The following is a 13,020-nucleotide window of genomic DNA, read 5'->3' on the forward strand; positions in this document are numbered from 1 at the left end:
CAATCCCATGCGTTATCAAGACCTCCGCGACTTTATTCGTCAGCTCGAAAAACAAGGCGAATTAAAACACATTCGTTTAGATATAGACCCCTACTTAGAAATGACGGAAATCTGCGACCGTACCCTACGCGCCGCAGGGCCTGCCCTGATTTTTGATAACCCTAAAGGTTATAAAATCCCAGTGCTTGCCAACTTATTCGGTACACCGAAACGGGTCGCGCTCGGCATGGGACAAGACGATATTCATAGCCTACGCGAAGTGGGTAAACTCCTTGCCTTTCTCAAAGAACCCGACCCACCCAAAGGCGTGCGTGACTTGTTTGATAAACTCCCCGTTTTTAAACAAGTGCTTAACATGCCCCCTAAAATCATTACAAAACCACCCTGCCAAGAAAATGTAATTGAAGGCGATGACGTTGATTTAAGCCAGCTCCCTATTCAAACCTGCTGGCCACTAGATGCGGCTCCCCTGATTACTTGGGGCTTAGTTATCACCAAAGGTCCGCATAAAGCACGGCAAAATTTAGGCATTTACCGCCAACAAGTGATTGGACGCAATAAAGTCATCATGCGCTGGCTCTCTCATCGAGGCGGTGCATTAGACTATTTAGAATGGAAAAATGCTCATCCAACAGACCCTTTTCCCCTTGCCGTTGCTCTAGGTGCAGACCCTGCAACAACCTTAGGCGCGGTTACGCCCGTTCCTGATAGTCTTTCTGAATACGCTTTTGCAGGACTTTTACGCGGAAAACGTACCCTTGTTGCAACCTGCCTAAGTCATGGCTTACAAGTCCCTGCTTACGCTGAATTTATCCTAGAAGGTTTTATTTATCCCAACGAAACTGCACCCGAAGGGCCTTTCGGCGACCATACAGGCTATTACAACGAAGTTGATACGTTTCCCGTATTCACTATTGAACGCATCACCCACCGCCACAACCCTATTTACCACAGCACCTATACAGGACGACCACCCGACGAGCCTGCAATTTTAGGCGTTGCATTAAATGAAGTTTTCGTCCCTATTTTACAAAAGCAATTCCCTGAAATTGTTGATTTCTATCTACCCCCTGAAGGCTGTTCTTATCGAATGGCAATTATTAGCATCAAAAAACAATACGCAGGACATGCCAAGCGCATCATGTTTGGCATTTGGTCATTTTTACGACAATTCATGTACACCAAATTTCTCATTATCACCGATGACGACATCAATATACGCAATTGGCAAGATGTGATTTGGGCAATGACCACCCGTATGGACCCTGTACGCGATACAACCCTTGTGGAAAATACCCCAATAGATTATTTAGATTTCGCCTCGCCTGTTTCTGGCTTGGGCGGAAAGATTGGATTTGATGCGACAAATAAATGGCAAGGTGAAACCCAACGCGAATGGGGTCGCCCCATTACAATGGATAAAGCGGTTAAACAACGGATTGATGAAATTTGGGGAAAACTGGGGATTTAAAGAAAAATTTTTCTTTAATTTTCTTTTGAATCAGTTACCAACTAAATATTTTTACTAAAAATTTACTATGCGTATTCTCAATTTTTCCATCTCACCCTATGTATTGCCTGTTCTTTCTACCCTCTTCTGGGGAAGCAATATGGTAATTGGGCGAGCGGTAATGGCAGAAATGCCACCGATGGCATTAGCATTCTGGCGCGGTATTGTCGGCTTATTGATTTTACTGCCTTTTGCATGGCGTTATATGTCTGCACAACAGGCGTTAATTCGTCAACACTGGCTGATATTGCTCGTATTAGGTGCATTAAGTGTCGGCGGATTTAATAGCTTTCTATATGTTGGCTTACAAACGACTACGGCAACCAATGCCGCTATTTTACAATCTAACATGCCGATACTTATTATTATTCTTGGCTACTTCTGGTTTCGTCAGCGCGTTACCCATTTTCAATTTATGGGCATTTTAATTTCAACACTGGGGGTTTTAGTCATTATCTGCCAAGGCAGTTGGCAAGTATTGACTCATTTCCAGTTTAATCAAGGGGATGTTTGGGTATTAGGTGCGGTACTGATTTGGGCGGTTTATTCCCTATTACTACAATGGAAGCCCATGGATTTACACTGGTTGGGCTTTATGGGCGTAATTGTAATTTTAGGGGTTTTAGTGATGCTACCGTTTTATATTTGGGAATTCATGTATTCACCGCGAACATGGTCGCCAAATCTCCCCACTATCAGCAGTATTATTTATGTAGGGATTTTTCCCTTAATAGTGGCTTATATTTGCTGGAATCAGGCAATTTTTGAAATCGGCGCACAAAAAGCGGGGCAATTTATTCATTTAATTCCCGTGTTTGGGACTGTGTTATCACTCATCTTTTTAGGCGAACAACTGCATTATTATCATCTGATTGGTATTATTTTTGTGGTTATAGGCATTTATCTGGCGTTGTTTTGGCATAAGTCGGTTGCTTAAATTAACCTGAGTTCGACGATTTTCTTTTAAAAAGACAACAGCTTGTCTGAATCAGAATTCACAGAATTAACAGAATTAAAAAGCGTGATTCACATTAATTTCTTGGTTTTAACTTGAGTTCGACGAGTTTCTTTTAAAAAAGACAACAGCTTGTCTGAATCTTATCTGGTGAATCCCGATGAAAAACAAGAGAATAATCTCTGCCAGTCCTTCAACCCTTTTCGCGTGTTCCGACAGACCTGCTAGGTTTTAAAAACCTAGCAGGTCTCTGTTTTATTTTATAAAACTCGCCGAACTTAGGTTAAATTATAGTAAACGCACTATAAAACGGTACGAAGGACTGGCAGTCCTGTGAGGACTGCTAGTCCTAAAAAGTAGGGTGAATGACGCTTTTAAATTCTGCTAATCCTGATTCAGACAATTTAGCACGACCAATCTATCAAACCTCACGCTTTCATCATTTTCTGCTTCACAAATGCCCTTAACCATGCACGACATAAGTCTAATAAGGCTGGAGCATCTACTTCTACGTGGGCTTGATAAGGAGAGGAGGCTAATACTCTACCTATCCCATCCGTAAATGGTTTATTTGTTAAAAACTGGTCTAAAAACTGTAGCCATGCGTCCCCTGTTAATCCTGCGACTTGTTGACGAGGATAGTAACTTAAACAGACACGTCGTAATAAGCGCGATAGAGCTATGACCAATTGCTGCGTGTCTTGAGTCTGTTGATATTGCGTTGCAACAGATTCTAAGGCTTGTAAGACAAAGCGTTGCAAATATTGTGAGCGATAATATTGCCACCACCAAAAACCAGCGATAATGGCTACAATGATGAATCCAAATAATACCCACCATCCCAACGCAGGGGGAAACCAGCTAATAGGTTCAGGCAAATGAATATCATGTAAGGCTAATTCTGTACTCATAACAAAATAATACCCAATTTATCTAAAAAGGTTTCTATCTTAACAATCACTTTTTTTATATCCAAAACATGGCTACATGGCTAACTGCGATAGCTTAACCGTAAAAATTGTTGTGGTGCGGGCAAGGCTAGACGGGCTACTAAAATACGCGCAGGGGGTTGCCAGTAATACCATTGAGAATGCCTAGACCATTGTTGGCAATGTGGGCAAGCTGTATCAAACCAGATTAAACCACAGGCGGGACATTGTCCCAATGTATCAAACGTATGCCAAACATGCCCACACGAGCACATCCAGCGGTCTTTGCTCATGGGTTCATAATGACATTTAGGACATGCAACTTTTAACATGTGACACCTCTCTATTAAGCATTAAGAGACATGGTTATTAGTGACTACAATAGTTGCAAAGTGCTAATAATCAAATCAGCCTCTGTCATGCTTAAAGTGGTTTAGCCCGTTTAATCGTACTGTGTTCAAAAGCTAAAATAGCCGCAATGATTTCTAAATCTTTGCCTGCCTTTTTATCATCATTATTTTTTTCTAAAACAATACGTACCGCATTAGGCAAACCTTGCGTTTTTTCTGCCGACCACTCTTTTAACCATTCCGTTTCATCTTTAATTTCTGTATCTACAAATAAATATTCAAAACGGGCGGTATATCCTGTAAAAGCGGTTAATGGTTCTGCTTTTTCCAAATTTTCAGCGGGATTCCCTGCAAAAACAGGAACAACACGAATATCAATACCACCCTCTTTCGACTCACTGGGCGATAACTGCCAAGCAGCAAGCCCCGCATGGCGGGCGGGTGAAACCGTAGAAACCCAAGTAAGCTGTTCTTCATCGCCTTTAAAATAGATATAACTTTTATTTTCGTCACGGTCGATATAAGTATGAGGAAACGCGCCATTAAGTGCTCTTTCTAACTGTAATAACACTAAAACTGCATCTAAACTATCATCTAGATCATGCGTGGTTCGTTTCCAATCTTGCGTGATGAGGTACATCCCTGTTGCCAAAGTGGTCATGATGGCGGCAGAAATGACAAGGGCAAGAAGAATTTCTAATAAAGTAAAACCCGTTTGACGGACAGACAACATAAATAAACTCTTATTGTGCAGACGTTAATTTTTTCCAGCGCAACCCGCTAACCAGTGAACCATGTGTTTTATCCGTCCATTGATAAGGCTCTAGTCCTAACATGATTTTTTGCGTTTGACGTTTAGGCGGTTCTAACACATCCTCCATTTCAAACGTTAATTTTTCTATAAAATCGGCGGGATACTCTGGATAATCAGGCTCTTCTTGCACTTGAGCGACATTGAGAGCAGAGCGTAAAACAATGACTTCATAAATATTTGCTTGCGCCTTAAATGCAAGTTGCTTACTACTGCCTAACACGCTTAATAAACTTCCCAATGTCATTGCCACAATGGCCATTGCAATAATGGTTTCTAATAAGGTAAACCCTTGTTGTATTTGCTGTGTATGCATCATGAATAATAGACCTGCATGACGATTGATAGCCCTCATCATAACGGAAACAAAGACGAGGATTTTAATTAATTTTACGACACATTCCTTAATAACACGGCGTTGCAGGAGTATTACTATGCGTTACTTTTTTATCTTAATGATATTAGGGGTTTATTCTATGTTAAATTCCGTTCATGCGTTACAAGTCAAGTTAGACACTGCATTAGCACATCCCGTTTTGCTCGCAGAAAAACCACAAACGACTTACTTACGTGTCGCAGTGACAGGATACGCACTCCCACAAACAGGAAAAGTTGCACCTGTAAATGTTGCCTTAGTTATTGATAAATCAGGGTCTATGCAGGGAGAGAAAATTCAGCAAGCGAAAGTCGCCGCAAAAATGGCGGTTGAACGTTTAAGAGAAAACGACATCCTTTCGATTGTGACATATGACACGGAGATTGATGTCGTCCTGCCCGCAACTAAAGCAGTGGATAAGAACAGTATTTACAAAATTATCGACAAAATAACGGTTGGTAGCAGTACCGCGTTATATGGCGGTGTACAACGGGGGGCGAAAGAGTTAAATAAGTTTTTAACCCGTAATCAAGTCAATCGGTTAATTCTCGTTTCTGATGGTCTTGCTAACGTAGGCCCAAGTACTCCTGAGGAATTAGGCACGTTGGGGGCGCAATTGAGTCAATCAGGCATCAGCGTGACGACTATCGGTTTAGGCTTAGGGTATAACGAAGATTTAATGACCCGTCTTGCCCAGCAAAGTGAAGGCAGTCACAGCTTTGTAGAAAATGCCAACGACTTAACCCGTATTTTTAACTACGAATTTGGTGATTTACTCTCCGTTGTCGCGCAAGAATTAGTGATTACTATCGACTGTGCATCGGGTGTGCGCCCTGTGCGTGTGATAGGACGGGATGCGGCTATTAACGGGCAACAAGTCAAAATCGTGTTAAATCAACTGTATAGTGAGCAAGAGAAATACGTATTATTAGAAATTGAAACCCCTGCAAATGCAACAGATAACTTATTCACGGTTGCAACAGTAACGGTGGATTACTTAAACATGAGTAACCAAATAAAAGACCACTTAAGCAGTCAAGTGAATATGCGTTTTAGCCAAGATGCCGAACAAGTCCGCACACAAACCAACGCAACCGTTATGGCAACCGTTTTAGAACAGTTAGCAATTGAGAAAAATAAGTTAGCAGTGACCTTGCGGGATGCAGGAAAAATCGAAGAGGCAAGACAAGTCTTGTTAGACAATGTACAAGAACTTGAAAAAGGGGCAACACTTTATAGTGCGCCGAGTTTAAGTAGTTTGAAAGACAAAAACGAACAAGATGCAGATAACTTGGATGAGAAGAATTGGAATAAACAACGTAAGTTGATGCGTGAAGAGCAGTATAAACGCAATACACAGCAGAAATATTAGACAATACAGCAATTTTTAAGTTGCTCAATCAGACCTGCTAGGTTTTGAAAACCTCGCAGGTCTTTTTTTGTCTGAATCAGAATTCACAGAATTTTCAGAATTAGCAGAATTAAAAACAATTAAAAACATAATTTTTTATTCTTTTAATTTTCTTGTCTTTTTAATTCTGAAAATTCTGTTAAAATTCTGAAAATTCTGATTCAGACAATCTTTTAATCCTGAAAATCCTGATTCAGACAAGCTATTGTCTTTTTAAAAGAAACTCGCCGAATTCAGATTTTTTGGATTATTTCTCTATCCACTTCACGATTTGAAAAGCCTCAGCATGTAAAACGCCCGCCATCGCACCGCGTACCGTTGCCCACGCGCTGATATTTTCTATACTGCGCGGAAAGGGTGGCGGCGCAAGTTCTGAAGCGTAAATTTGCATAATGGCTATTTTTTGCGCGAAAAAGGCTGTTATATCAACAAAATAATTGGCAATAAATACCTTTTCAGGTAGTGCAGGTGCGAAATCTGTTTCGGAAACAGTTTCGTACATAAAAATGCGTTGAATGAAGGGATAGCGAAAGGTTTTTGTACATGCCATCGTCGCATCAAAAATAATGCGATGGTCTGAATGTGCATCACTACGATTAGGTAAATAAATTGTATCTGGTTGTATCCGTAAAAATACCTGCACAATGGCTTTAATCAAGGCTTGCCAATCGTTATCAGTCAAGCTCATGGTGGGAAAATCTAATTTAATTGTTTCTGTAAAACCAAAAGCCTCAGCGACTTGCGCAATTTCCGCTTGACGACTATTAACCCGCTCCGAGCTAAAGCCTTGTTGTGTTGAAATATTCGTAATAATGAGCCAATAAATGTCGTCGCCTTCGGCACGGTGGCGTAAAAGAGTCCCTCCCATGCCTAAGGTCTCGTCGTCTGGATGTGGTGCAATAACAATAACTTTACGTTTCATTCGGTTATTCATCTTAATGTCGCCGTAAATTACAACTCACCATTTGCCCCCGCTTGAATAATTTCCATTAAATCATCGCGGACTTTTTGGGCTTTTGGCAGTAAATCGGGCGGCATTTGGGTCAATTGCATGAGCAAGTCTAAATTCATCATGACTAACCAGCCTTTGCCTGTATCATCTTCAATCGCTGCGATTCGACAAGGCATATAAGCAACAAAATCAATATTAAAGTCCAGCATATCGCGGGCAACATCTATATTGCAGAATTGAAAAATTTCGACACGGCGTACTTTTTGATGACCTTGTGCTTCAAATTCTTTCCACATCGGTTGATGAGCAACTAATTTCATATTTAAAGAGTTAGCGCGAAGTTTCATGGAGTCTATCGCGCTGTCCATGCTCACCCCTTCGGCAATGGGAAATTTAACAATCGTTTGCGCAAGCGTCATGGCGGGCATGTTCGCGGGGTTTGCTGTTGTTGCGCTGGGTTCAGTAGCAAAAACCGCTTGTTGTAATAAACAGCAGAGTATCAGGCTTAAATAACGCATTGTGTTTTCCTTTTTTTCGTCGTTAAAACAGTTATGTATCATACTGGGTTTACTGGCGATGTTCTGCCAGAAAATCTTCAATCAAATGGCGTGCAATGCTCATCGGTGTCGGTAATTTCGGCAGGCGTGCATTGGCGTTGAACCATTGGGCATCTTCTAATTCATTTTTATCAATGCACAGTTCACCGCTGGCATATTCTGCGGTAAAGGCAAGCATGAGCGAGTGCGGAAATGGCCATGGTTGACTGCCAAAATAGTGTAGATTTTTGATACGAATCCCGACTTCTTCTTGTACTTCTCGAATCACCGTTTCTTCTAAGGTTTCTCCCGTTTCGACAAAGCCTGCTTGTACGCTATACATCTCAGGCGCAAAGTGTGCGGAGCGAGATAGTAAGATTTCATCATGGCGGGTAATGCGCATAATCACGGCGGGGGAAATGCGTGGATAACTGACGAGGGCGCAACTGGGACAACGTTTAGCGCGTTCAGTAGGAAGCAGTTGCATCGCCTGCCCACACCGTCCACAAAATTGGTGGTCTCTGTCCCATTGTAAAACTTGTATGCCACGCCCTGCGAGAACAAACATATCACGACTCAGTTCTAAGCTCAGTGTCCGTAGATTGATAAAATTAAACCCTGTGGGAGGGGTTTCGTCGTTAGTTTCCACGCAATAACAGGGATATTGCCCCCATGTGCCTAAATAGTGTTGTCGTATCGCATTAAGTCCTGATTCGTGAAAAGAGAGCCAACAGGGGACGCGAATCTCACTGTCTAGGTCGGCAACCAGTAAACGGTCACGGCGAAAGATAAACCAGAGTGAGGGGCTGGGCGTTGTGGGCGGTATGACGCTGGGAATAAAAATTTCTGAATTCATGGGAATATCCTTAGCGTTTGCGTTCTTGTGCCCATGCAATACTGCGCGGGAAAAACATGCGGTCATGCTTTTGTTGAATAAATTGGTACAACTGGGCGGGACGATTTGAGCCTGTACGCATTCTGCCCTTAATTGGTTTCACAATGCCTGCTCTATCCACACGCTGACGGAAAGAGCTTTTATTCAGTTTTTCTTGCATGATGATTTCGTAAACTCGTTGTAATTCAGTGAGAGTGAATTCTTTGGGCAAGAGATGTACTGCAATGTCGGTATAGTCTAATTTTGAACGTAAGCGGGTAATTGCATCATGCAGAATATCGGCGTGGTCAAAGGCAAGTGGGAGTTCTACTTGATGACCATTAATCGTGTGCCATTGGGCAGCACTGGCATCCGTTCCCGCGCGTAGGGTGACATCGTCAATTGCAACAAGGGCAAAATAGGCAACGCTGACTGTCCAGCCCCGTGGGTCACGGTTACGCCCGCCGTAGGTGTGGAGTTGTTCTAAATATTGGCGTTGTGCGCCTGTTTGCGGGTTTAAGCCTGTTTCTTCAGCAAGTTCACGTAGGGCGGCAATCTCTAGGCTTTCATCTTGTTCAACCCGTAACGCCCCCCCTGGTAATGCCCATGCGTCCTTATACGGAGCGATTCCGCGTTTAATCAGTAACACTTTTAGCGTGTTGTCTTGTACGGTAAAAATAGCGACATCCACCATTACGGTTGGTTTTTTATAACTTTCTAAAGTGTCGTAGCTTTCGTCGGTGCATTCATTAATAAGGTTTTGCATAAGTATCTGACAGTCTGGTCAATCGGGTAAAAGTCACAAGGGTTAAGACTCAGGGCTTTTTTCGGTAATTTGGCTGGCAATCATGCCATCTTTAAACTCTAGCCAAAGCTCACGGGCTTGTTGGGCTTGTTCTTTATCAGTAAGTAGCCGTTGTTGCTTATCTCTAACGAGTACATAGCCTTGTTGTAAAATACGTTTAGGGTCGCCGAGTAAGATTTGTTCCATCCATTGTTTGGTCATAAAACGCGCTTGTTGTAGCTGTTGTTGACTAGCGTTTTTAATATCTTGCCATAAGTATTGTGTCTGTTGGCGTTGGTTTGCGAGTGCATAGCGGGCTTGTTCACGAACTTGCGCATATACTTGTTGATTTTGGAGTTGTGCTTGCGTCAGCACGGCTTGCGCCCCTTGTAGCAAATTTTGCCAATGCTGTTTGGCTTGTTGGGCATTTTGTACAATCGTGGTTTGAATATAAGTAATGGTCAAGCTCGGTGTATGACAAACATGATTTGCGACTTCATCCAATAAACTTTTATCGCGTTCATGCCCAATGCCGATAATCACAGGCAAGGGCGCGGTACAAATTGCTTTTACAATTGGATATTCATTTAATTGCATTAAATCAGCCGTCGCACCACCACCGCGTATAAGTACCAACGCATCAAATGGTGTTTTTAAATGCGCTTTTGCGACTTTTTCAATTGCCTGAGGAATTTCCTCCGTTGCATTTTTACCCTGAAAACTAGCCACATAATAATGAAATTGACACAGTCCCAATGCCTGCAATTTATCGGCTTGGCTGCGAAAATCGCCTAATCCTGCGGCTTGTGCGGGCGCGATGACGGCAATTTGACAAAATTCATTCGGTTTTGCCAGTTGTCGATTCTGATTAATTAAACCCTCTTGGGTTAATTGCACACGAATCCGTTGCACTTTTGCCGCCATCTCGCCCAGCGTAAAACGCGGGTCTATATCTAATAGGTTGAGTGAAAAGCCATAAACAGGATGTAACTCAATCGTCGCTTGAAATAAGACTTTTAAGCCTGCACTCAATGCCATGCCCGTTTGCTGTTCAAAATGGCTCAAAACCTTTGTTGCTCGCTCACGCCAAAGACTCGCGCGAACTTTAGCAATTTCCCGTCCCTCAGCATCATGATCGGATAATTCTAAATACACATGCTGACGATGATGAATAGCCACAATCTCCGCTCGTAACCAATACGGCTGTGCATGGGCTTGGGCAAGGGTTTGGCGGACTTGGTTTAACAACTCATACAAAGAAATTCCCGCGATAGACGCTTGAGTCGCTACAGATGGAGCTGAATCCAATGGCAATAAACTCGCTTGCCATTCCGCAGGCAACCACCGTTGAAAAGGTTCAATCTCTAACCTAACAGGTATAAACCACTTTTTCGAAACCCCGTCAAACTTCGCACCCAACTGTTTGACTAACTCTTTTTCGGTAAAAGGGCAATTTAAATAAATCGGCTGTTCACAACGCATTATTTTCAGTTATTGTAAAAATGTCAGGCGAATCGCCAAACAGACATAAAACGGATTGTATCTACCGCTGATATTATCCACGAAACCACAAGGAGATTTTGTAATTATGTACACTCAACTGCGTTTTTTACTATTTATCATTAGTTTATGCGCAATAATGCCCGTTCTTGCCGAAGAAAACGCGCAAATTTTACGAATAGGGTATTTAGAACAATCAGATGATGTCCGTTATAGTGCCAAACATAACGATGCACAATTACATTTTCAGCCTTGGGGTCGACCTTATATGGGGGCAATCGTTGCGGCAAAAGATGTACGTTTTCCCCTACAAGCATTAAACATCAACCTAATGCTAGAAAAATCACAAGGAAATACCGTTGATGAACTCATGGGCGAACTCGACAAACTTTACGCCAAAGGCGTGCGCTTTTTCCTCGTCGATGTGCCTAGCACCACACTGGCACAACTAGGACAACGCACAAAAGGCAAAGACATCTTAATTTTTAATATCAGTGCATTAGATACAAATTTACGCAATGAAGCTTGTCAAGCCCACGTACTACACCTTGCCCCCAGTTGGGAAATGCTCACCGATGCCGTTGCACAATACCTTATTTCCCGCAAATGGCGCGACGTTTTAGAACTAAAAGGCACAAACCCTGATGATATACAACTACATGAAGCCTTTACCCGCTCTGCCAAACGGTTCGGCTTAAAAGTGATAGAAGTCCGCGATTACGTGCTCGGACGTGACCCACGCGACCGCGAACAAAATAACGTCACCTTATTAACCAGCAATGCCGATTACGATGTTGTGTTTGTTGCCGATGGTACAGGCGATTTTGCCCGCTCAGTACCCTATCAAACCCAATTCCCGCGCTTAGTCGTCGGTGCGGCAGGGCTTGTGCCTGACTGGTGGCATTGGTCATGGGAACGCAACGGCGCGCCCCAAGTAAATGGTCGATTCACTAAAGAAGGACGGCGACACGGCACAGGCTATGACTGGTCAGCATGGATAGGTATAAAAATCATTGCCGAAGCCATTCAACGCAAAAACACCTTAGATTTTGCAACCCTACGCGACTACATCCGTAGCGATGAAATCGTTATCGACAGCGTTAAAGGCAGTCGCTCTTCATTCCGTCCATGGAATAACCAACTACGCCAAGCGATTTTTTTAACGGCTGATAACTGGGTTGTTGCCACAGCTCCCTTAGCAGGCTTTATGCACCAAACCAATAACTTAGACACACTCGGCTACGACGAAAAAGAAAACCGTTGCCACTTCTAAATCAATGCTCCTCAAAGCAAGAGACGTAAAAAATCGCGTCTCTCTTTTTGTCAACCCCCATAATGATGAAAAAAACTTATGTAAAGCTGGGGAGTAACCCTATTTATTTTCTAATGTTTTATACGTACAATAAACAACACTTATCATTTTCAGATAAGTTTTTTTCATCACAAGATTACAACCAATAAGAAGCATCTCAAAGGAGAATTTTATGAAGTTGACCAAAATTGCCGCTTTAACTGCTGGTGTTGTGTTCAGTTTCGGTGTGAGTTCTGTTTTTGCCGCTGACGTTGCGACCGCTGACGAAGTTGTCGCCAAAGTCAAAGAAGCCGCAGCAGAAGTTGCAAAAGATGCAACCGCTGGTTTAGCTGAATTAAACAAGAAAGATGGCAAATTTGTGTGGAAAGATACCTATGTCTTCGCCTATGACTGCAAAGAAGACAAAATGGTTGCCCACCCCATGGCTCCCGCTTTAGTCGGTCAACCTGTGTTAGCCATGAAAGACAAAGCCAAAGAAAACGCCAAAGAACTGTTTAAAGAATTATGTGAAGCAGGTAAAGGCGCGAAAGGTGGCTGGGTTGAGTATCAATGGACAAAACCTGGTGTTGAAGGCATTTTCAAGAAATTCTCTTATGCGCACGCCATTGAAGGCTCTAGCATCCAAGTCGGTGCTGGCATTTATGACGATGCCGCTACTGTTGAAGCCTTAAACGGCAAACTCTAAAAATAACGCTATCTAATCCGAATAGTTAGCTTTTA

14 protein-coding genes are annotated in these 13,020 nt (G+C 42.6%); 5 read left to right on the forward strand and 9 right to left on the reverse strand.

Translation table 11 applies throughout. The annotated features are described in order from the left end of the window. Window positions 1-7: 7 nt before the first annotated feature. Together ubiD and BEGALDRAFT_RS15980 are read left to right on the forward strand one after the other, a co-directional pair. Window positions 8-1,471: a 4-hydroxy-3-polyprenylbenzoate decarboxylase gene (ubiD, locus tag BEGALDRAFT_RS15975; RefSeq protein ID WP_002691780.1), complete on the forward strand. Its 1,464-nt coding sequence runs from the start codon at window positions 8-10 to the stop codon at window positions 1,469-1,471. Between the two features lie 67 nt (window positions 1,472-1,538). Then, window positions 1,539-2,447 carry a DMT family transporter gene (locus BEGALDRAFT_RS15980; RefSeq protein ID WP_002691781.1) on the forward strand — a complete coding sequence of 303 codons (909 nt, stop codon included), beginning with the start codon at window positions 1,539-1,541 and terminating at the stop codon, window positions 2,445-2,447. Window positions 2,448-2,893: 446 nt separating this feature from the next. On the opposite strand, the gene BEGALDRAFT_RS15985 is transcribed toward BEGALDRAFT_RS15980, so the two are convergent. From BEGALDRAFT_RS15985 to BEGALDRAFT_RS16000, 4 genes are all read right to left on the reverse strand, one after another. Beyond that, window positions 2,894-3,376: a DUF4381 domain-containing protein gene (locus BEGALDRAFT_RS15985; RefSeq protein ID WP_002691783.1), complete on the reverse strand. Its 483-nt coding sequence runs from the start codon at window positions 3,374-3,376 to the stop codon at window positions 2,894-2,896. Window positions 3,377-3,456: 80 nt separating this feature from the next. Next, the gene (locus BEGALDRAFT_RS15990; RefSeq protein WP_002691785.1) at window positions 3,457-3,726 is read right to left on the reverse strand and encodes a hypothetical protein; all 270 of its coding nucleotides are present in this window, start codon (window positions 3,724-3,726) and stop codon (window positions 3,457-3,459) included. Window positions 3,727-3,817: 91 nt separating this feature from the next. Further along, window positions 3,818-4,477, reverse strand: a complete 660-nt coding sequence (locus BEGALDRAFT_RS15995) for a PulJ/GspJ family protein (RefSeq protein WP_002691787.1) — start codon at window positions 4,475-4,477, stop codon at window positions 3,818-3,820. Between the two features lie 10 nt (window positions 4,478-4,487). After that, window positions 4,488-4,874, reverse strand: a complete 387-nt coding sequence (locus BEGALDRAFT_RS16000; protein ID WP_002691789.1) for a PulJ/GspJ family protein — start codon at window positions 4,872-4,874, stop codon at window positions 4,488-4,490. A gap of 115 nt (window positions 4,875-4,989) precedes the next feature. On the opposite strand from BEGALDRAFT_RS16000, the gene BEGALDRAFT_RS16005 reads away from it, so the two are divergent. Continuing rightward, the gene (locus BEGALDRAFT_RS16005) at window positions 4,990-6,303 is read left to right on the forward strand and encodes a vWA domain-containing protein (RefSeq protein WP_002691790.1); all 1,314 of its coding nucleotides are present in this window, start codon (window positions 4,990-4,992) and stop codon (window positions 6,301-6,303) included. A gap of 286 nt (window positions 6,304-6,589) precedes the next feature. Here the strand turns inward: BEGALDRAFT_RS16005 and BEGALDRAFT_RS16010 are convergent, their stop codons facing one another. From BEGALDRAFT_RS16010 to xseA, 5 genes are read right to left on the reverse strand one after another with little or no spacing between them, the layout of a single operon-like run. Further along, window positions 6,590-7,264, reverse strand: coding sequence for a PIG-L deacetylase family protein (locus BEGALDRAFT_RS16010; protein WP_002691792.1), 675 nt, complete (start codon window positions 7,262-7,264; stop codon window positions 6,590-6,592). 29 nt (window positions 7,265-7,293) lie between these two features. Next, a complete protein-coding gene (locus BEGALDRAFT_RS16015; RefSeq protein ID WP_002691794.1) occupies window positions 7,294-7,812 on the reverse strand; it encodes a DUF302 domain-containing protein in 519 nt (172 codons plus the stop codon). Window positions 7,813-7,861: 49 nt separating this feature from the next. After that, window positions 7,862-8,686: an NAD(+) diphosphatase gene (gene nudC, locus BEGALDRAFT_RS16020; RefSeq protein WP_002691797.1), complete on the reverse strand. Its 825-nt coding sequence runs from the start codon at window positions 8,684-8,686 to the stop codon at window positions 7,862-7,864. Window positions 8,687-8,696: 10 nt separating this feature from the next. Further along, a complete protein-coding gene (locus BEGALDRAFT_RS16025; RefSeq protein WP_002691799.1) occupies window positions 8,697-9,470 on the reverse strand; it encodes an NUDIX hydrolase in 774 nt (257 codons plus the stop codon). 42 nt (window positions 9,471-9,512) lie between these two features. Beyond that, on the reverse strand, window positions 9,513-10,970 hold the full coding sequence (gene xseA, locus BEGALDRAFT_RS16030; protein ID WP_002691801.1) for an exodeoxyribonuclease VII large subunit: 1,458 nt from the start codon (window positions 10,968-10,970) through the stop codon (window positions 9,513-9,515). A 106-nt stretch (window positions 10,971-11,076) separates the two neighbouring features. Here xseA and BEGALDRAFT_RS16035 point away from each other — a divergent pair, with 106 nt between their 5' ends. After that, window positions 11,077-12,261 (forward strand): type 1 periplasmic-binding domain-containing protein, encoded by a 1,185-nt coding sequence (locus tag BEGALDRAFT_RS16035; RefSeq protein WP_002691803.1) that lies wholly within the window; start codon window positions 11,077-11,079, stop codon window positions 12,259-12,261. A 211-nt stretch (window positions 12,262-12,472) separates the two neighbouring features. Next, window positions 12,473-12,985 (forward strand): cache domain-containing protein, encoded by a 513-nt coding sequence (locus tag BEGALDRAFT_RS16040; RefSeq protein WP_002691805.1) that lies wholly within the window; start codon window positions 12,473-12,475, stop codon window positions 12,983-12,985. The last annotated feature ends 35 nt before the right edge of the window (window positions 12,986-13,020 follow it).

Origin of the sequence: Beggiatoa alba B18LD, assembly GCF_000245015.1 — a bacterium.
In the GTDB taxonomy this organism is placed as follows: domain Bacteria; phylum Pseudomonadota; class Gammaproteobacteria; order Beggiatoales; family Beggiatoaceae; genus Beggiatoa; species Beggiatoa alba.